Annotated in this window: 12 protein-coding genes; 3 read left to right on the forward strand and 9 right to left on the reverse strand. The window is 62.8% G+C overall.

Annotated features, from left to right (window positions below):
- Nucleotides 1-24: 24 nt before the first annotated feature.
- On the forward strand, nucleotides 25-2,601 hold the full coding sequence (locus PSV38_RS06620; protein ID WP_300546081.1) for an EAL domain-containing protein: 2,577 nt from the start codon (nucleotides 25-27) through the stop codon (nucleotides 2,599-2,601).
- Here PSV38_RS06620 and PSV38_RS06625 read toward each other — a convergent pair.
- Both PSV38_RS06625 and PSV38_RS06630 read right to left on the reverse strand, forming a co-directional pair.
- Entirely contained in the window at nucleotides 2,568-3,344 is a 777-nt protein-coding gene (locus PSV38_RS06625; protein ID WP_300546083.1) for a glutathione S-transferase N-terminal domain-containing protein, read from the reverse strand. The two genes, PSV38_RS06620 and PSV38_RS06625, sit on opposite strands and share 34 nt — an antisense overlap.
- Nucleotides 3,341-4,255 carry a glutathione S-transferase family protein gene (locus PSV38_RS06630; protein ID WP_300546084.1) on the reverse strand — a complete coding sequence of 305 codons (915 nt, stop codon included), beginning with the start codon at nucleotides 4,253-4,255 and terminating at the stop codon, nucleotides 3,341-3,343. Before PSV38_RS06630 ends, PSV38_RS06625 begins: the two co-directional genes overlap by 4 nt.
- Nucleotides 4,256-4,347: 92 nt before the next feature.
- Here PSV38_RS06630 and PSV38_RS06635 point away from each other — a divergent pair, with 92 nt between their 5' ends.
- Both PSV38_RS06635 and PSV38_RS06640 read left to right on the forward strand, forming a co-directional pair.
- Nucleotides 4,348-5,310 carry a helix-turn-helix domain-containing protein gene (locus tag PSV38_RS06635; RefSeq protein WP_300546085.1) on the forward strand — a complete coding sequence of 321 codons (963 nt, stop codon included), beginning with the start codon at nucleotides 4,348-4,350 and terminating at the stop codon, nucleotides 5,308-5,310.
- 127 nt (nucleotides 5,311-5,437) lie between these two features.
- Nucleotides 5,438-6,139: a methyltransferase domain-containing protein gene (locus PSV38_RS06640; RefSeq protein WP_300546086.1), complete on the forward strand. Its 702-nt coding sequence runs from the start codon at nucleotides 5,438-5,440 to the stop codon at nucleotides 6,137-6,139.
- Here the strand turns inward: PSV38_RS06640 and hemH are convergent.
- From hemH to adk, 7 genes are all read right to left on the reverse strand, one after another.
- Nucleotides 6,122-7,219, reverse strand: coding sequence for a ferrochelatase (hemH, locus tag PSV38_RS06645; protein ID WP_300546087.1), 1,098 nt, complete (start codon nucleotides 7,217-7,219; stop codon nucleotides 6,122-6,124). The genes PSV38_RS06640 and hemH overlap by 18 nt on opposite strands.
- Nucleotides 7,216-10,821, reverse strand: coding sequence for a PAS domain S-box protein (locus PSV38_RS06650; protein ID WP_300546088.1), 3,606 nt, complete (start codon nucleotides 10,819-10,821; stop codon nucleotides 7,216-7,218). The genes hemH and PSV38_RS06650 overlap by 4 nt, the downstream gene beginning before the upstream one ends.
- 66 nt (nucleotides 10,822-10,887) lie before the next feature.
- Nucleotides 10,888-11,826, reverse strand: coding sequence for an adenylate/guanylate cyclase domain-containing protein (locus PSV38_RS06655; RefSeq protein WP_300546090.1), 939 nt, complete (start codon nucleotides 11,824-11,826; stop codon nucleotides 10,888-10,890).
- A 62-nt stretch (nucleotides 11,827-11,888) separates the two neighbouring features.
- Entirely contained in the window at nucleotides 11,889-12,713 is an 825-nt protein-coding gene (locus PSV38_RS06660) for a lipase family protein (protein WP_300546092.1), read from the reverse strand.
- Nucleotides 12,714-12,811: 98 nt separating this feature from the next.
- Nucleotides 12,812-15,055, reverse strand: coding sequence for an RNA polymerase sigma factor RpoD (rpoD, locus tag PSV38_RS06665; protein WP_300546093.1), 2,244 nt, complete (start codon nucleotides 15,053-15,055; stop codon nucleotides 12,812-12,814).
- A 116-nt stretch (nucleotides 15,056-15,171) separates the two neighbouring features.
- Complete coding sequence (gene dnaG / locus PSV38_RS06670; protein ID WP_300546094.1) at nucleotides 15,172-17,235, reverse strand: DNA primase; 2,064 nt, start codon at nucleotides 17,233-17,235, stop codon at nucleotides 15,172-15,174.
- Between the two features lie 106 nt (nucleotides 17,236-17,341).
- Entirely contained in the window at nucleotides 17,342-17,998 is a 657-nt protein-coding gene (gene adk, locus PSV38_RS06675; RefSeq protein WP_300546096.1) for an adenylate kinase, read from the reverse strand.
- Nucleotides 17,999-18,065 lie beyond the last annotated feature (67 nt).

Raw genomic sequence — 18,065 nt, forward strand, 5'->3', positions numbered from 1 at the left:
GCGCTCAACCAAACAAGGTGCTCGGTGGCACGGATTCTGTGGGTGGTATTTCTGTGGTGTGGCATGGCCATGGCCCATGCTGCGCAGCCAGGTCCCGGTGTGGCCGACGTGTCGGTGCTGCCTGGTCTTGGCGAACAGGTGCCGATCGCCATTTGGCGGCCCGCCCAAGCAACGTCCGAAACCGGGGCGGTCCAACTGCCATCACCTTCTGAAACCTGGGTGCCGCAACGCTTGGGCATCCGCCCTTTGGGGTTCCGAAGTGAGGGCGTGTGGACCTGGGCCCGCTTGTCGAACCCGTCGGCAAATGCCATGTCAGGTTGGTTGGCGGTGGCCGAGCCTTTCACCGACTGGTTGGATTGCGTGGTCAGCTCATCCAGCAGCGCGCCCATCACTTACCGAATGGGCGACCACCGTCCCTATGCCGAGCGGCCCTTGCCCCATCCCCGTTTCATCCTGCCCTTGACATGGCAAGCTGGTGAGATCCTGGACGTGCGCTGCTACCTGCGGAACCAAGGCGCCAACCTGGTGGCCTTTGAATATTGGCAGCCCGACCATTTCTGGGCCATTGAACGCACGGTGGCCGTGACCAAGTTCTTGGGGTATGGGGCGGTTCTGTTGGTGGTGGTGTGCGGTTTCGTGGGTTTGTTGGTGAACCGCATTCCAGCGGCCATCTTGCTGGTGATCGAATTGGTCCCCGTGATGATGGGGACCCTGGCTGGCGAGGGGGACGCTTTCGAATTCTTATGGCCCACGCGCCCCGAGTTCAACCTCCCGCCCTTCATGTGGACCTTGTCCGCCTGCATCGCTGGCACGGTGGTGGTCGCGAAAATCCTGCCGCTGGCCCGCTTTGAAAAAGTCCTGGTCAGGCTGATGATCGTTACCTCGGCGACCTTGATGCTGCTGTCGGTGACGATTCCGGTCGGGCAGCCCTTGGGCGTGGCGGTGAATGTCGTGCCCTTGGTGTACGTGTTGATGCTGATGACCCTGTGCTTGCGGCACTGGCGGGGTGGGCATTTGCCCCGGATCCTGGCCGTGGGCGTGGGTGCGCAGGCGCTGGGGCTGATGGGCGTGCTGGCAGGGGTGCTGGGATGGTTGGGCCCCAGTGCCCGCTTAGCCGCCTTGTTCGCCAGCGTGGTCAAGGCCATGAGTCTGGCCGTGGCCCTGGCCTACCGCATGCGCGTGGAGCGAGAGCAAAGCCTTCGCACGCAAGAGGCACACACCCGAGAACTGGAGCAACGCCTGGCCTTCGAGTCGCAACTGCGCCATGTGGCCACACACCACCTGCGCTACGGCTTGCCCAATCAAGCTTTGCTGGACGAGGCCATTCGCCGCGCGGCACTGTCTTCACCGTTCATGGGTTTGTCCTTGTGGGTGATCAGGCTCAACCGACTGTCGTTCCTGGAATCCATCTTGCCGCGTGAGCGCCTGGCCAAGTTGGTGGAAGGCTATGCCCAGGACATCGCGTTGTGGCTTCAGGGCCGGGACGATCTGAACTTGCTGGGCGTGGAGGAATCGCGCCACGTGGCTGCGCTGGACGACGGCACGCTGGCCTTCGCCTCTATGGGGCTGCCACACAAAGCCGTCATGACCGAGCTGACGGCATTCCTGACGCACCGCTACGAGCAGGATGGACTGTTCATCGCCTGGGATCCGCACGTGGGTGTGTCCTGCACACCCTCCGATCAGAATCTGGCGCACGACATGATCGACGAGGCGAGGGTGGCCTTGCAATGGAGCACCGCTCACCAGCGCGTGGTGATGTTCGATGCCGAGCGCATGAAGCGCGAACAATTGTCGTATGGCCTGACGCTGGACCTGGAAGGTGCCATCGTGCGGGGCGAGCTGGTGCTGCATTACCAACCCAAGGTGGACCTGCCTTCGCGCAAAACCAAGTCCTTTGAAGCCTTGGTGCGCTGGCGGCATCCCCTCCGGGGCATGATCCCGCCGGGTGCTTTCATCGCCGAGGCCGAAGCCACGGGCGCCATCAACCGCCTGACCATGTGGGCCATTCGTGAGACCGCCCAGTTTCTGCTGACCTTGCCTGATCCCACGGTGCGAGTGTCGGTCAACATCTCGGCCTTCGACCTGGCCACGCCCCGTTTCGTTGAGCAGGTGCTGGCCATCTTGCGCGAAGAAAACTGCCCGCCTGAGCGGTTGATTCTGGAGGTGACCGAGTCAGCCGCCTTGAGTGACCGCGAGCGCGCCTTGGGCACCTTGTCGGCGCTGCGCCGCCATGGCGTGCAGATCGCGCTGGACGACTTCGGTACCGGCTACTCGTCACTGGCCATTCTGCAAGAGCTGCCGCTTGACGAGATGAAGGTCGACCGCAGCTTCGTGACCGACCTGGGCGTGTCCGAGCGCAAGCAGGAAGTGCTCAAAGCCATGATCGACGTGGGTCACCGCCTGGGCCTGACCGTGACCATTGAAGGCGTTGAGCAGGAGGACTGCGTGACCTGGCTGGCCGAGCACGACTGCGATGTGATCCAGGGCTTTGTGTTCAGTCGACCACTGGAGGCGCACATCGCCCGCCAGTGGCTTCATGACCAACAGCCGCGCATTGACAGCGCTCAGGCCGCCTTGCGTGACGTGGCTTCGGTCTGAAAAGCGCCCCGGTGCAGCTGGTACATCTGGCGCACCCATTGCAAGGCCGGGCGGCCACGCCAGGGTTCTGTGGCGCCCACCATCGTGCGCTGGTAAGCCGGGTCGCCATACACCGGGTGCTGGCTCGGGCAGGCGATCGGTGCCAGCAGTGAGGCGGCCGTGATGTCGGCCGCCGTGAAGGTTTGGCCCACCAGGTAAGTGCGCCCATCGCTGAGTTGCCCCTCCAGCCAGTCGATCACCTCGGTGATGCGCTTTTGTGCACGGGCAGCGCCCTTCGGCGTGATGTTCAGCTTGCGCCGGAAGGCCCAGCGGATGAAGGGGTAGGCCGCGCGCACAAAGGCCGCCTTGGCGGGTGTGGCATCGTCGGTCCACAGCTTGAGGATGTGCGCATCGCCCGTGCCAAAACTGGCGGCGTACAGAAAACGCGCCACGTCTTTGCCAATGGCGTCAAAGTGCCGTTCCACCGCGTGGATGTCTTGGCTGGCGGCCTTGGGGATCAAGGCCAGCGGCGCCTGGTTCTTCTCAAGCCACAGCAGGATGCGACTGCTGTCCTGGATCGTGGCTTGGGGGGTTTTGAGGATGGGCAGGGTGGTCTGACCGCGCTTGCCCATGATCAGGGCCGGCCCGATGTGGAAGACCGGCGTCATGCGCACTTCCTGGTAGTCGATGCGCGACAGGTCCAGCGTCCAGCGGATCTTCTCGCTGTAGTGGGACATGGCGAAGGTGTACAAAGTCCAGCTCATGACGGTTTCACTTCACGGATGCGGTAGCCCAGGCGTGGGAAATGGATGTGGACTTGGCCAGCGCGCTCACTGTGCAACACCAGGGTCAGGCGCTGCGCGTTGATCCCCACCAATTCGCCTTGCACGGAGGTGCCATGGCCCAGCAATTCAGGAGCGACGCTGACGCGTTGCCCCAGGCTCAGGCCGCAGGCGTCGGGCGACACGCTGTCGTAGGTGAAGGCAGCAGGCGCATGGGCGGCGGCCAAGGCGATGGCTTCACCGGCCGTCATGTCAATGCGTTCGCCATGGCCAAAGGCCTTCATGCGTTCCATCCACGCCGCAGTGGCAGGAAAGCGGCTGAAGTCGAAGCGGCCATTGCGCGCGAACCACAAGGTTGAATAGAGGGTGAAGTCACCACTGCCAGGCGCGCTGCCGTTCACGAAAGGCTGGGCGCCCAGGCCGCTTTCGACCCAGGCCACGTTGATGGCCAGTTCTTGCTCGGCCAGCGGCACCGCGCGCTTGAGCGCTTCACGGTCCAAGGGCGCGCCACGCAAGGCGGCGCGGTCGGCCAGGAAGTCGTCGGGCAGGTGGTCCACATTCTTGCCAAAGGTATAGGCCACGGCCTTGCCGAACAGGTTCAGGTCCACCCAATGCTCGACCACGTCATTCCAACCAGCACCCATCTTGGCCGCAGGCGAGGGCGCCACGCGTTCAAGCTCCCAGGCGATCAGCCGGGTGTCGCAAAATACATCGGCGCCGATCTGCAGCACGGGCACTTTGCGGTAGCCCCCGGTCAAGGCCACCATGTCGGGCTTGGGCGCCATGCGCGGCACCATGACGGAGCGCCAACTCAGGCCTTTGTAGCCCAGCAGGGCGCGGATCTTTTCGGCGTAGGGAGATTCGTTGTAGTGGTGCAGAACGATGTCACTCATGGGGCGTCTTTCTCAGGTTGGGGGCATTGTGGCCGTCAGCCCGCTTCCCTAGAATTGTCGTTTTGGACATCTTTGATGCTGATATGGTCAACGTGACGAAGCAAGTTCACCGGGTGGGTGTTTATGTGTGCCGTCATCACAGCCTGGCCAGCGTGGGCCTGGTGCTCGACACCTTTCGCATGGCGAACCAGATCCCGGGGACGCACCGTTTTGCCTTGACCCGCATCAGCCAGGATGGCCAGCCCGTGCCCCATCCCGATGGTGCGCTGACCATGGATGGCGACCTCACCACCATGGCCCGCATGGACCTGATCGTGATCCCTTCATTGTGGGCGCATGGGGAGGCGGCTGTCGCCGAGAACCCCTTGTTGATCCAAGCACTGCATGCTTTGCCACCGCAGGTGTTGGTGGCCACCATGTGCACGGGCGCCTACCTGTTGGCCGCCAGTGGCCGCTTGAACGAGCGCAGGGCGACCACGCACTGGATGCTGGCCGATGGGTTTCACCAGCGTTTCCCGGGCGTGCTGTTGAAGCCCTCCGAAAACCTCACCCACGATGGCAACTTCATCTGCTCCGGCGGCTCGCTGGCCGCGGTGGATGCCTGCCTCTACGTTGTGCAATTGCTGGCGGGGCGTGATACCGCGCGTGAGTTGGCCCGGATGTTGGTGACCGAAGTGCAGCGTGGCCCGCAAACCCTGTACGCACCGCCCCGAGGCTGGCGCCAGCACGCTGATGCCGAGGTGCGCAAGCTGGAGACCTTCATCGCCGACCAGCATGCTCAAAGGCTCACCTTGGAAGACCTGGCCAGCCAGGTCCATGTCAGCGTGCGAACCTTGCAGCGCCGCTTTCTGGCGGCCACCGGCATGACGCCCATCCAGTACCAGCAGGCGGTGCGCATTGAGCGCGGCAAGGACTTGCTGGAGTCCGACAAGCTACCGGTGCAGGACATTGCCGCGCAGGTCGGTTACCAAGACCGTGTCGCATTTGGCCGCCTGTTCAAGAAAGTGACTGGCATGACCCCAGCGGCGTATCGGCAACGCCAGCGGCGGGTGTAGAGTCCTTGCACCCCTTCCTCCCTCTCTTACGCCTCGTCCTGCATTGCCCCTAGCGGCGTCGTGCCTGTTCGATCCGAACGATGGGTATCCGACGTCAGCGGCCACCGTGCCGCGTCTGGAGCCTTGCATGACCGCCGCCGCCACGCCCGACCTGGGTTACCAGGTCAAGTTTCAGTCCGTCCCCATTCAAGGTGGCGACGATCTTCAGATCAGGTCCCTGCTGGACCGCCAGCAGTTCTTTGACCCGGACGGCGCGGCGCACGCGCAAGGCATCTCGGCCGCCACCTGGCCCTTGTTCGGCATGCTGTGGCCATCGGCCCAGTACCTGGCCTGTGCCATGCAACAGCGCGATGACCTGGTCGGCAAGCGCATCCTTGAAATCGGTTGTGGCCTGGGCTTGGCCAGCCTCGTGGTTCACCGTCGCCTGGCTGATGTCACGGCCAGCGATTGCCACCCTTTGGCCGAGGTCTTTTTGCAGGCCAACCTCTTGCTCAATGCCTTGCCTGTGATGAAGTACCTCACGGGGCAATGGACCACCGCCAACGCGGGCCTGGGCCAGTTCGACCTCATCATTGGCAGCGATGTGCTGTACGAGCGCAGCCATCCCCAGCAGTTGTCCGACTTCATCGATCGGCATTCGGCCGACGTGGTCGAGATCGTCATCGTCGATCCCAACCGCGGCCACCGCTCGCGCTTCACCCAACACATGCAGGCCCTGGGATTCGCGCACAGCATGACCAACCTGGACAGCGCCTTGCCCGCCAGCGAGCCTTACCGTGGCCGCATGCTGCACTTCACGCGGCAGCAACGTTCACTGCTGAGCGCCTGAAGCCTTGGCCCGGTCGCGCTGGGCGGCCAGAACGGTGGGCGACGATTGCTCAGCGCGCTGGCTGGGCCAACCTTGCAAATGCTTCTCCACCAGGCTGCTGAGCGCCCGGATCCACTCCAGCCGGTCGTTCAGGCAGGGAATGTAGTTGAACTCCTGGCCACCGCTGCTCAGGAAGGCGTCCTTGCCCTCCATCGCGATCTCTTCCAGAGTTTCGATGCAATCGCCCACGAAGCCGGGACAGATCACATCCACACGCTGGGTACCGGCCTTGGCCAATGCGCGCAGTGTGGGCTCGTTGTAGGGCTCCAGCCACTTGGCCTTGCCAAAGCGGCTTTGAAAAGTGACCACGTAGTCGTCGGCTTTCAAGCCGAGGCTTTCGGCCAGCAAGCGGCCGGTCTTGAGGCATTCGCAGTGGTAAGGGTCGCCCAGGTGCAAGGTGCGCTCGGGCATGCCGTGAAAGCTCATCACCAGCTTGCCGGCGCGGCCATGGCTGGCCCAATGGGCCCGCACGCTGGCGGCCAAGGCTTCGATGTAACCCGCGTCATCATGAAACCGCGCGATGGTGCGCAACTCGGGCAAGTGGCGCACACGCTGGCCCCAACTGAACACATCGTCCATCACGCTCGCCGTGGTGGCGCCCGAGTACTGCGGGTACAGCGGCACGATCAGGATGCGGTTAGCGCCTTCAGCCTTGAAAGCGTCCAGCTGGCTGGCAATGCTTGGCTGACCGTAGCGCATGGCGTGCTTGACGATCAAATCGTGGCCTTGCTCCCCCATGAAACCTTGCAACAACGTGGTCTGTTTTTCAGTCCACACGCGCAAGGGCGAGCCTTCTTTCATCCAGATGCTGGCGTACTTGGCCGCCGACTTGGCCGGACGAACGCGCAGCACGATGCCGTGCAGGATGAGCCACCAGATTGTGCGGGGAATTTCCACCACGCGCGGGTCGCTCAGGAACTGACCCAAGTAGCGGCGCAGGGCCGCAGGCGTGGGGGATTCAGGGGTGCCCAGGTTGACCAGCAACACGCCGGTCCGGGGGGCTTGTCCGTGTTGAAAACGGGGTTCAGTGGCAAACGTCATGGGGATGCATTGTCACCCCTGTCGGCCAACTGGCAAAGAACCGACGTCACCTGCTGGATGTCGATGGGCTTGGTCCAATAGCCTGCAAAACCAGCCGCCTTGGCGCGCGCCACGTCGTCGGGCATGGCGTCGGCTGAGCACATGAAGGCCGGTGCATTTTCCAGCATTGGCAAGGTGCGCAAGGCGCGAAGCACGTCAAATCCGGACATGCCGGGCAGGTGGGCGTCTAGCACCAGCACGTCGGGCGCCTTGTCGCGGGCCATGGACAAAGCCATCTGGCCGTCCTCGGCGATCTCCAGGCTGAGTTGTGGGTAAGGGCGCAAGGCTTCTTCGAACAACATCGCGTTGATGCGGTTGTCTTCAACGTAAAGCACGTGAAGAGGTGCTTGCTCCGCGCAAGGGGCTTCGCGGGTAGAGTTGGCGACACTGGCGTCGCCATCGGGTTTGTCCATGTGTGTATTGGTTGTGTCATCGGCTGGTGGCATGACGCCATTCGCAGCCGCTGGCATGACGATGTTGACCCGTGTACCCGAGCCTGGTTGACTTCGAATTTCCATGCTACCCCCCATGGCTTCGATCAGCGAACGCGTGATGATAAGTCCAAGTCCGGAACCTTCAATGGACGAGGTTTCTCGACCCAGTCGTTCGAAGGGCTGGAACAGCTTGCCCAGTTGTTGTGGGCTCATGCCCGGCCCGGTGTCGCGGATGACCAGGGCCAAGCTACCGTCGCTGCGAGATTCCGTGTCGAACCAGACCGAACCGCCAGCCTGGTTGTACTTGATGGCGTTCGAGCCAATGTTCGTCAAAATTTGCCGCAGGCGCTGACGGTCGGCATCGACCTGGTAGGCGGGGTCCACATCCACCTGCAGGGTGATGCCGCGTTGCGAGGCCAGCGGCCCCAGCATGGCGGCGCATTGCTGAACCTCGCCCAGCATGGTCAGGCGCTCGGTCTTGAGGGTCAGGATACCGGCCTCCACCTTTTGCAGGTCGAGTACGTCGTTGACCAGGGCCATCAAATGCTGGCTGCCGTGCAGGATCTGGTCCACAAAATTGAGGTGTTGCGATGCGGTGGGGGCGTTGGCCAATTGCAGCTTCAGCAACTGCGCGAAACCGTTCACCGCATTCAGCGGGGTGCGGATCTCATGGCTCATGCGAGACAGGAACTCGCTCTTGGCCGCGCTGGCCGCTTCGGCCGACTGCTTTTCGCGCAAGACTTGTTCGGCCCGCTTAATGGGGGTGATGTCCGAATGCGTGCCCACCACGCGCACCGGGTGGCCCAGTGCATCGCGGCTGACGATCTTGCCGCGCGACAAGATCCACACGTCGTGGCCCCGCTTGTGGCGCATGCGGAACTCGGCTTGAAACAGGCCTTGGTCATGCTCAAGGTAGGCGCTCAAGGCCGCCACCACGGGAGGCCGATCGTCGGGGTGGATGCGGTCGGTCAGCTCGCTGGCCAGGTCGCTGATCTCGGAATCTTCGTACCCCAGCATCGCCTTCCAGCGCTGCGAGTAAAAAATTCGGTCGGCGCTGGGGTCCCAGTCCCACACACCGTCGCCCGAGCCTTCCAGCGCGAACTTCCAGCGTTCTTCACTCAGGGCCAAAGCCTGGGCGGCTTGCCGTTCCTGCGTGATGTCCCGGAAGGTGGCCACCACCGCGAAAGGTTGCGCCTGGGTGTTGACGCGCAGCATGTGGCTGCTGATCTGAACCCATACCACCACACCATCGCGGCGGCGCAAGGGGTGAGTGCGATCGTCCTGGCGTTGTCCGGTGTGAATGGTTTTGATCACCGGCCATTGTTCACGCGGCAAAGCTTGCCGCAGGTCGTCCGTCAGGAGTTCGTAGGCCAAGGCGTCGCTGGTGTTGAGGTTGACCAGTTCGTGGGCTTGCACGCCCAGGATCCGGCAACCTGCTTGGTTGACGGCCACCACGCGTCCATCCAGTTGCACCACGATCAGGCCGTCGCTGATGGACGAGGCCACTGATCGGTACAGCTCTTCGCTGACCCTCAACTTTTCGGCCGCGACCATGCTCTCGGTCATGTCCCGGGTCAGGAAAAGGGTGTGCTTGTCGGGCATGGGCGTGAGGCGGGCCTCGAAGTGCCTCACTCCGCTGCCCATTTCCAGGCTGTAGTCAAGCCGCTGTGGCAGGCCGGTGGCATGAGCCTTGGCGATGGCCTGGGCCTCGCGTTCGGCCAGCTCTGGTGGCACGGCGGCACCAAAGGGCAAGGCGTGTTCTTCGTGAGCCGCTTCGTAGCGGCCTTCATCGTCGATCACAAACCAGAGGTCGGGCAGGGCCCTCAGTACCGAGGTCAACCGTGCTTGTGACTCTTCCAGCGCTTTCTGTTGCACGGCAAGAGCGGCAGCATGCCGTTTCGTTTCGCTGATGCCGATCGAGAAATGCACGACGCTGCCATCTGGCAGGCGTTGCTCCTTGGACAGGACCCAGCCATCATCCAGGCGGATCTCCTGCGGCTCGGGCTGGTCGAGCAGGCGCATGCGCCAGTCAAAGAAGGCGTCCTCGCGCCCAATGGCATCTGGGTAGAGTCCCTCGGCGATGCGCTTGCGCAGCAAGTCGGCCCAGAGCATGCCCTCGACGGCGTCCGTGCCCATGCGCCGGCGCCAACTGCTGTTGCTCAGCAAAATGCGCCCGTCCCGACTTCGGATCATCACCCCGGCGTTGAATGACTCAATGGCTTGCCTGAGCAGCAGGTCGGCCTGGCGGCTTTGCTGTTCCTCATTGATCTGACGGGTGACGTTGCTGCTGGCGCCTCGGTAGCCCATGAAGCGACCTGCGTGGTTGAACACGGGCGTTCCACTGATGCTGACCGTGATCTGGCCGCGCGGTGTCATGCGGTCTGCGATGGCATGGCTGAAAGGCTCGCGGCGTGCTCGGGCGGCCAGGAATCGATCCCACGAGGCGCGGGTGTCGTCATCGCGCGGGGTGTAGAGGTCTTTCGCCTTGAGTCCCACTTCGGTTGAGGGGTTCAGTCCGGTGTGCTGCATCAGGCTGGCCGACACCCACTGGATGATGCCTTGGTCATTGGTCTCCCACAACCAGTCGCTGCCGGCCAGGCTGGCGGTGCGGACCCGGGCCTCCATCTTGCGAAAGCGTTGGGTGCTCAGCCGGGCTTCGACCAGGGCGCCGGCGGTCAGGGCGAGGTCTTGCAGGCTTTGCAGTTGCAGGGCCGACAATTCGCGCGGTTGTGGGGCCAGCACGCAGACCGTGCCCAAGGCTTGGCCTTGCACCATCAAAGGAACGCCCGCGTAAAAGCGGGCGTGAGGGGGGCCGGTGACCCATGCGTTGTTCTTGAATCGCGGGTCATCCTGTGCATCGGGGATGACCAGCGCATCGCCTTGGCAAATGGTGGCGGCGCAAAAGGCGTCCAGCCGCGAGAACTGGCGTTGCTCGATCCCGATGCGGGCCATGGCCCAAAGGCGGTGGCTGTCGATCAGGTTGATCATGGCCACTGGGCAGTCCATCTGGGCGACCAGCAGGCGCACCAAAGCGTCGAACGCAGGGTCGACCTCGGAGTCCAGCAGCTTGCTGGCGCTCAACAGCGCTAGGCGCGCGGATTCATCGGATGGAACTGCATTGAGGGTCATGCGGTCGTCATGGGTGGGACGGCAACGAATCACTCTAACCCATGCGTGACTGGATGTGTCTAAGCGTCACCACTGAGGCAAAGTGTCAGAAAAGCTCAACACTTCAAAATGAATTTGGGTCGCGGTGGTATCCGTGGGGGGAGACCCCATGCAGATCACCCCGCTCCCGTGCAAGGTGCAGGTGCCGCGGCGCAGGGTCAGGATCTGGTCGTCGTGGTCGAACTTGACGTGCGTGCCGTTGTAGCTGAGGTCGCTCAGGTAGATGTGGCCGCTGTGAGATTCGATGCGCACGTGCGAACGGGAAACCCTCGCATCGCTGACGCAGAACGAGGCCTGGGGGCTGCGGCCCAATGTCAGCGGCATGCTGGCGGTCGAGAAGATGCGTTCGGTGCCCAGCCAGGTCAGCCGCACACCGTCGGGCATGTCGGTGCTTTCAGCGCCCATCATCATGGTCGATTCGGTGTCGCCGAATTTTCGGCTTTCCATGCGCAGCACCGGCACGGGCTCCTTGCGGCCACGCAGGTGCAGGCGGTCAATGCTGCGAAAGCGCTCCTGCTGGTCAGAGGGCAACTCACGGATCAAGGGGCCTGTGGCGAGGGTTTCGTTGTCTCCGGCCAGGTCGATCAGGCGGGCGGCCACGTTGACGGCATCGCCAAAGCAGTCGCTGTCCACCTCTACGATTTCTCCCCAGGCCAGGGCCACTTTCATCTTCAGGGCAGTGGCCTTGCTGGGCAGGCCGTCGCGGGGCAGGGGGGCCAGGCGCTCCAGCGAGTCTTGGGCGCTGGCGGCGGCTTCGACGGATCGCTCAGCGTCGTCAAACACGGCCATCAGGCCATCGCCCAGGGTCTTGACGACTCGTCCACCACCCTTGGCCACGATCTGCCCCAGCATGGCCAGGCTGTGCGTGACCACCGTGGCGGCTTCCTTGTTGCCAAGGCGCAAATACAAGGCCGTGCTGCCGCGCAAATCGGCAAACATGACGGCACATTCCTTGGTGGTTCCCATAGCTCGGTATGTTGGCTCAGGTGCTCAGGCTGTGGTGTGAAAAATCACACGGTTTTTGAGGCCTATTCGATGGCATGCCTTGCGCTCGGCATCCGGTCAATGTAGTTGACTGGCGCGTGATCCGCCAGCAGAGCCGGTGGAGTGGTGCGCCAGGCCAACGGATTGACGAGGGCGCAGGGGCTCCGAGGGGCGGTCAACCGCACTTCCTGGCCCACGTGGCGGAAGCCCATGATGGCTGGCGGGAGCATGGACACCACGTCGAGGTCGTCCACCACCCGGTGGATGGTCAGGTGTTGGATTGATCGCGCAAAAGCAGGATTGCCCGCGCGGGGCGCGCCAAAGTTGTAGACGGCCTTGGGAGCCCTGCGGGCAGCGGCCAGGGTCGCCAGGGCGCCGCCCAAACTGTGGCCGGTGTAGAAGATCGGACAGTCCAGCGTAGCCAGTTCGGCCTCGACTTGCGGCCAGATCGAGTCCAGAGCGCGCCTGAATCCCAAGTGCAGACCGGGTTTGTGCCACATCAGGAACTGCAGGCCCACGGTGATGTCGGTGAGCCTGTCGTTTGGGCTGTCGGTGCCGCGAAACACCAGCACGGCGAAAAGGGTGGGCGAGGCTGAAGTCACCAGCATGGCCTGCGTATCGGTTCTGTCGCACAGGAAAAAGCGTTGTTGCCGCAAGCCCACTTTGTCCAAAAAGTTTTGCCGAGTTGGCGAGGGTGGGGGCGTGCTTTCCTCGATGTCGTGGCGATAGACCAGGCGACTCAACTCAGCCAGCCACAGGGCGTTGCCTTCGACATACGCGCTGGTGGTCGGATCGAAGGCGGGCAAGGCCACGCGCGTGAAAAAATCGGTGGCGTCGCCGGGGCGCAGCACGTCTTGCCAGGTGGTCATCGGTATCGTCTGTGGGGGGAGAGAAAGAAGGACGCCATGAAAAATGCCCGGGCGTACCGGGCATTTGGTCAAACTGGCTCAGCCGTGGTCCGGATGGATCACAGGTTGTCCAGGTAGGTCCGCAGCTTATCCGAGCGGCTCGGGTGCTTGAGCTTGCGGATGGCCTTGGCTTCGATCTGGCGGATGCGCTCGCGGGTCACGTCGAACTGCTTGCCGACTTCTTCGAGCGTGTGGTCGGTTGACATCTCGATGCCGAAACGCATGCGCAGCACCTTGGCTTCGCGCGGCGTCAGGCTGTCGAGGATGTCCTTGACCACGTCGCGCAAACCAGCCTGCATGGCCGCTTCAATGGGCGCCGTGTTGTTGGTGTCCTCGATGAAGTCGCCCAAGTGGCTGTCGTCGTCGTCCCCGATCGGCGTTTCCATGGAGATCGGCTCTTTGGCGATCTTCATGATCTTGCGGACCTTGTCCTCCGGCATTTCCATCTTGGCGGCCAGCGTGGGCGCATCGGGCTCGAACCCGAACTCTTGCAAATGCTGGCGCGAGATGCGGTTCATCTTGTTGATCGTCTCGATCATGTGAACCGGGATGCGGATGGTGCGGGCCTGGTCGGCGATCGAGCGGGTGATGGCCTGACGGATCCACCACGTCGCGTAGGTCGAGAACTTGTAGCCACGACGGTATTCGAACTTGTCCACCGCCTTCATCAAACCGATGTTGCCTTCCTGGATCAGGTCCAGGAACTGCAAGCCACGGTTGGTGTACTTCTTGGCGATCGAAATCACCAGGCGCAAGTTGGCCTCGATCATTTCCTTCTTGGCATCGCGCGAGGCTTTTTCGCCCTCGTTCATGCGCTTGTTGATCGTTTTCAGATCATCAATCGGCACGACGGCTTTGCCTTGCAGGTCGATCAGCTTTTGCTGCAACTCTTGAATCGCGGGCAGGTTGCGCTGCATGATCGCGGCGTAAGGCTTGCCGGTCGCGATTTCCTTTTCGGCCCACTTCAGGTTCAGGATGTTGGGCGGGAAGGACTTGATGAAGTGCTCTTGCGGCAGGCCGCACTTGTCCACCACGATCTTGCGCAGTTCGCGCTCGTAGCGGCGCACGTCATCGACCTGCGAGCGCAGCAAGTCGCACAGGCGCTCAATGGTCTTGACCGTGAAGCGGACGGTCATCAAGCCCTGGCTGATGCCTTCTTGCGCCTTGTTGTAAGGCGAAGACTTGTAGCCGTCTTTCTCGAAGGCCTTGGCCATCTTTTCGAAGTTGCTGCGCAGCGTGTCGAAGCGTTCCAGGGCTTGGTTCTTCAGCTCTTCGAGCTTCTTGGTCAGGGCCTTGGAGCCGCCGTTGCCGTCGTCGTCGTCTTCTTCGTCGAACTCGTCGAAGTCTTCTTCGGCGACGTAGTCATCTGCTTCGCCGGCAGACACAAAACCATCGACCACCTCAGAGATTTTCATCTCACCGCTGCGAATCTTGTCGGACAACGACAGGATCTCGGCGATGGTGGTGGGCGAGGCCGAGATGGCCAGCATCATGGCTTGCAAGCCGCCTTCGATGCGCTTGGCGATTTCGATTTCGCCTTCGCGCGTCAGCAGCTCGACCGTGCCCATTTCTCGCATGTACATGCGGACGGGATCGGTCGTGCGGCCGAACTCGGAGTCCACCGTGGACAGCGCGGCTTCAGCTTCTTCTTCGGCTTCTTCTTCAGTCGCCGTGGTGGTGGTGGCACTGGCCAGCAACAGCGTGGCGGCGTCAGGGGCCTGCTCGTAGACCGCCACGCCCATGTCGTTCAACATGGAGATGATGGCCTCAAGGATTTCAGCCTCGATCAGCTTTTCAGGCAAGTGGTCGTTGATTTCCTGATGGGTCAGGAAACCACGGGTCTTGCCCATCTTGATCAGGGTCTTGAGCTCCTGACGGCGCTTGGCGACTTCTTCTTCGGACAGGGCGGTTTCGTCGATGCCGAATTCGCGCATCAAGGCGCGTTCCTTCGCCCGCGAGACCTTCATCCGCAAGGGCTTGGCCTTGGGCTGCTTGTCGTCGGTGCCTTCGCTGGCGGCCTCTACAACCTCAGGCTCACCTTCGAGTTCGGCTTCGATGTCGCCAATGTCTTCTTCTTCAAAGGCGGCCTTCTTGGGATCCTTCTTGGCTGTGGCAGCGGGGGCTGCATCCGCAACTACCTTGGGCTTGCGTCCGCGCTTTTTGGGTTCGCTCGCGGCGGCACCCTCGGCGGCTTCTGCTTTGGGCACGCGTGTCTTGGCGACCTTCTTGTCGGTCGTCTCTAAGGCCTGCGACGCAGGTGTGACTTTCGCGGTTTCTGTCTTCGCGGTCTTCTTCGCGGTCATGCGGATCCTCGAAAGATGGGCTGGGGGCTTGTCGAACCCTCCATTATCCGTCATGCGGAGGGTTGCGTCAAAAATAGTCATGCTGGCGGTGTGCCACATGACTGGCGAATCGACTGCTAGGAGGCAGAAGTGGGGCGCATTCGGCTGATTTCAAGCTTGAGCGTTAGCGACTGGCGAATCAATTCGATCTTTCTGGCCTCGGCACTGTCGGAGAGTTCTCCGGATTGGGTCAGCAGTTCCAATTCGTCCTGCATGGCCTGCAATTGCAGGTGCTTGATCTGGCCCAGCAACTCGTCCAGCGACTCCTGTCCTGTCAACACGTCGTGAAAATTGGTGATGCGCTCGGCCAGCGCCGAAAAACCGGGGTCTAGCTCGATGGAATCATCTTGGCTGGGGCTGTCGTCGTCGCCCAGGGTGGCGTGGCGCATGCGGTCGACCAATTCCTGCGCACCGATGGCGCCCTGGTCGTGCACCAGGCGGTCCAGCCAGCGGAAGAAGTGACCATAGACGGCGGGTTGTTCGCACAGCAGGTCGTGGGCCGAGGCGGGGACTTGGTCCCAGAAGTCGCTGCGGGCGATCATCAGCCAGACGATGCGGTCCAAAGGCCGGGCGGCCTGGGGCAGGGGGCGGCGGTCAATGACCGGGCTGCCCTTGCGTTGCCAGCGGCTGTTGCCGCCGCCATCCCAGTTTTTTTTCCATTCGCGCTTGCCGCCACCCCACTTTGATTTCGGGGCGCCATCGTCGCCATGGCCCTGGTAGGTCTGTTCTGGCGCGGGCTCTCCGGTGTAGCTGTTGTCCCAGGGCTGTGAGTGATCGCCATCACGATGCTCCTGGTAGGGCTTCCTGGCGGATTGCTTTGGCTCGGCAAGCGCAGTCAGGCGTCGGCGGATTTCTTCAGGGGCGGTGCGCCCCATGGCGGCCAACTCGTCGGCGATTTGGCCTCGCAGGGCGCCGTCGGGCAATTGGCCAATCAAGGGCAGGGCCTGGGCTTGCAAGCGGGCGCGGCCTTCGGCGGTGTTCAAGTCGCAGTCGCCTTTGGCGTGTTCCAGCAACTGTCGTGACAGGGGCACGGCTTGCTGAACACAGGCTTCAAACGCCTCGGGGCCGAACTCGCGGATGTAGGAGTCGGGGTCGTGCTCGGCGGGCAGGAAAAGGAAGCTGATGCGGCGGGTGTCGCTGGCAAAGGGCAGAGCGGCTTCCAGGGCCCGACCGGCGGCGCGGCGTCCAGCGCCGTCGCCGTCAAAGCTGAACACGACTTGTTCGGTGAAGCGGAACAGCTTTTGCACATGCTCGGCCGAGCAGGCTGTGCCCAGGGTGGCCACGGCATTGCCAAAGCCCCATTGGGCCAAGGCCACCACATCCATGTAGCCTTCGGTGACCAGGGCGTAGCCTTTGGTGCGCAAGGCACTGCGGCCTTCATACAGGCCGTAAAGCTCGCGGCCCTTGATGAAGACGGGAGTTTCGGGGGAGTTCAGGTACTTGGGCTCGCCCTTGTCCAACACCCGGCCGCCAAAGCCGATGACCTCGCCTTGCGGGTTGCGGATCGGGAACATGATCCGGTCGCGAAAACGGTCGTAGCGTTTGGCTTCGCCATCGGTTCGCGTCTCACCATCGTCGGGGGTGATGACCAGGCCCGCTTCAACCAGCAAGGGGTCGTCGTATTTGGGGTAGACGCTGGCCAGGCCGCGCCAGTTGTCGGGGGCATAGCCCATGCCGAAGCGCGCAGCGATCTCACCGGTCAGACCTCGCGCCTTGAGGTAGGCCACGGCCCTGGGCGTGCTTTTCAGCTGTTGGCGCCAGTGCTGGGTGGCTTTGGCCATCACCTCGGTGAGCGAGGTCTGCTTTTCCTTCTGGGCCTTGGCCTTTTCACGGTCTTCGGGCTTGCTGTCGTCATCGGGCACGGGCATGCCCTGGATCTGGGCCAGGTCCTTCACGGCCTCCACAAAGCCCAGGCCGGTGTTCTCCATCAGGAAGCCGACGGCATTGCCGTGCACGCCGCAGCCAAAGCAATGGTAGGTCTGGCGGCTGGGGCTGACGATGAAGCTGGGCGATTTCTCGCCATGGAATGGGCACAGGCCCTTGAAGTTGATCCCGGCCTTTTTCAAGGTGACGTAGCGGCCCACCACCTCGACGATGTCGGTGCGGGCCAGCAGGTCTTGGATGAATGACGGTGGGATCACAAGCTGAAGACTTCGGTCTCAATGAGTCAAAAAACACAACGGCCCCGACGCTGGGATAGCGAGGGGGCCGTGGGCCAAGCCGGTGAGGGCTGTGACGGGTTCTGGCTCAGGCCCCCAGGGCTTGCAGTGCGCGGGCGGTGATTTCATCGACCGTGCCCACGCCGCTGATCTTGGCGTAGCGCGGTGCCGACTGGTCACCGGTGGCGGCCCACTGTGAATAGTAGTCCACCAAGGGGCGGGTCTGCTGGTGGTAGACCTCCAGGCGCTTGCGCACTGTTTCTTCCTTGTCGTCGTCGCGCTGGATCAGGTCTTCACCGGTGGCGTCGTCCTTGCCCGCCACTTTGGGCGGGTTGAACTTGACGTGGTAGGTGCGGCCCGAAGCGGGGTGCACGCGGCGGCCACTCATGCGGTCGATGATGGAGGAATCAGGCACGTCGATTTCAAGGACGATGTCGAGGCTGACGGCGGCGGCCTTCATGGCATCAGCTTGCGGGATGGTGCGTGGGAAGCCGTCGAACAGGAAACCCTTGGCACAGTCTGGCTGGGCAATGCGCTCCTTGACCAGGCCGATGATGATGTCATCACCCACCAGGCCGCCAGCGTCCATGACCTTCTTCGCGGCCAGGCCCATGTCGGTGCCCGCCTTGACGGCAGCGCGCAACATGTCGCCTGTCGAGATTTGCGGGATGCCGTACTTTTGGCACAAGAACGTGGCCTGAGTGCCTTTGCCGGCGCCAGGCGCACCCAACAGGATGAGTCTCATGGTTCTCCTCGGTATCCGATGACGCTGTCGGACGGCTCGCGCCAAACAGCTCTTGCAAGCCGCGCAG

The sequence above is a fragment of the Aquabacterium sp. genome (assembly GCF_029946005.1).
In the GTDB taxonomy this organism is placed as follows: domain Bacteria; phylum Pseudomonadota; class Gammaproteobacteria; order Burkholderiales; family Burkholderiaceae_C; genus Aquabacterium.

What these genes read in the sequence shown, in the direction of transcription:
- PSV38_RS06625 (WP_300546083.1), bottom strand. Translation starts at nt 3,344, where the DNA reads ATGAGCTGGACTTTGTACACCTTCGCCATGTCCCACTACAGCGAGAAG.
- PSV38_RS06630 (WP_300546084.1), bottom strand. Translation starts at nt 4,255, where the DNA reads ATGAGTGACATCGTTCTGCACCACTACAACGAATCTCCCTACGCCGAA.
- PSV38_RS06640 (WP_300546086.1), top strand. Translation starts at nt 5,438, where the DNA reads ATGACCGCCGCCGCCACGCCCGACCTGGGTTACCAGGTCAAGTTTCAG.
- hemH (WP_300546087.1), bottom strand. Translation starts at nt 7,219, where the DNA reads ATGACGTTTGCCACTGAACCCCGTTTTCAACACGGACAAGCCCCCCGG.
- PSV38_RS06650 (WP_300546088.1), bottom strand. Translation starts at nt 10,821, where the DNA reads ATGACCCTCAATGCAGTTCCATCCGATGAATCCGCGCGCCTAGCGCTG.
- PSV38_RS06655 (WP_300546090.1), bottom strand. Translation starts at nt 11,826, where the DNA reads ATGGGAACCACCAAGGAATGTGCCGTCATGTTTGCCGATTTGCGCGGC.
- PSV38_RS06660 (WP_300546092.1), bottom strand. Translation starts at nt 12,713, where the DNA reads ATGACCACCTGGCAAGACGTGCTGCGCCCCGGCGACGCCACCGATTTT.
- rpoD (WP_300546093.1), bottom strand. Translation starts at nt 15,055, where the DNA reads ATGACCGCGAAGAAGACCGCGAAGACAGAAACCGCGAAAGTCACACCT.
- adk (WP_300546096.1), bottom strand. Translation starts at nt 17,998, where the DNA reads ATGAGACTCATCCTGTTGGGTGCGCCTGGCGCCGGCAAAGGCACTCAG.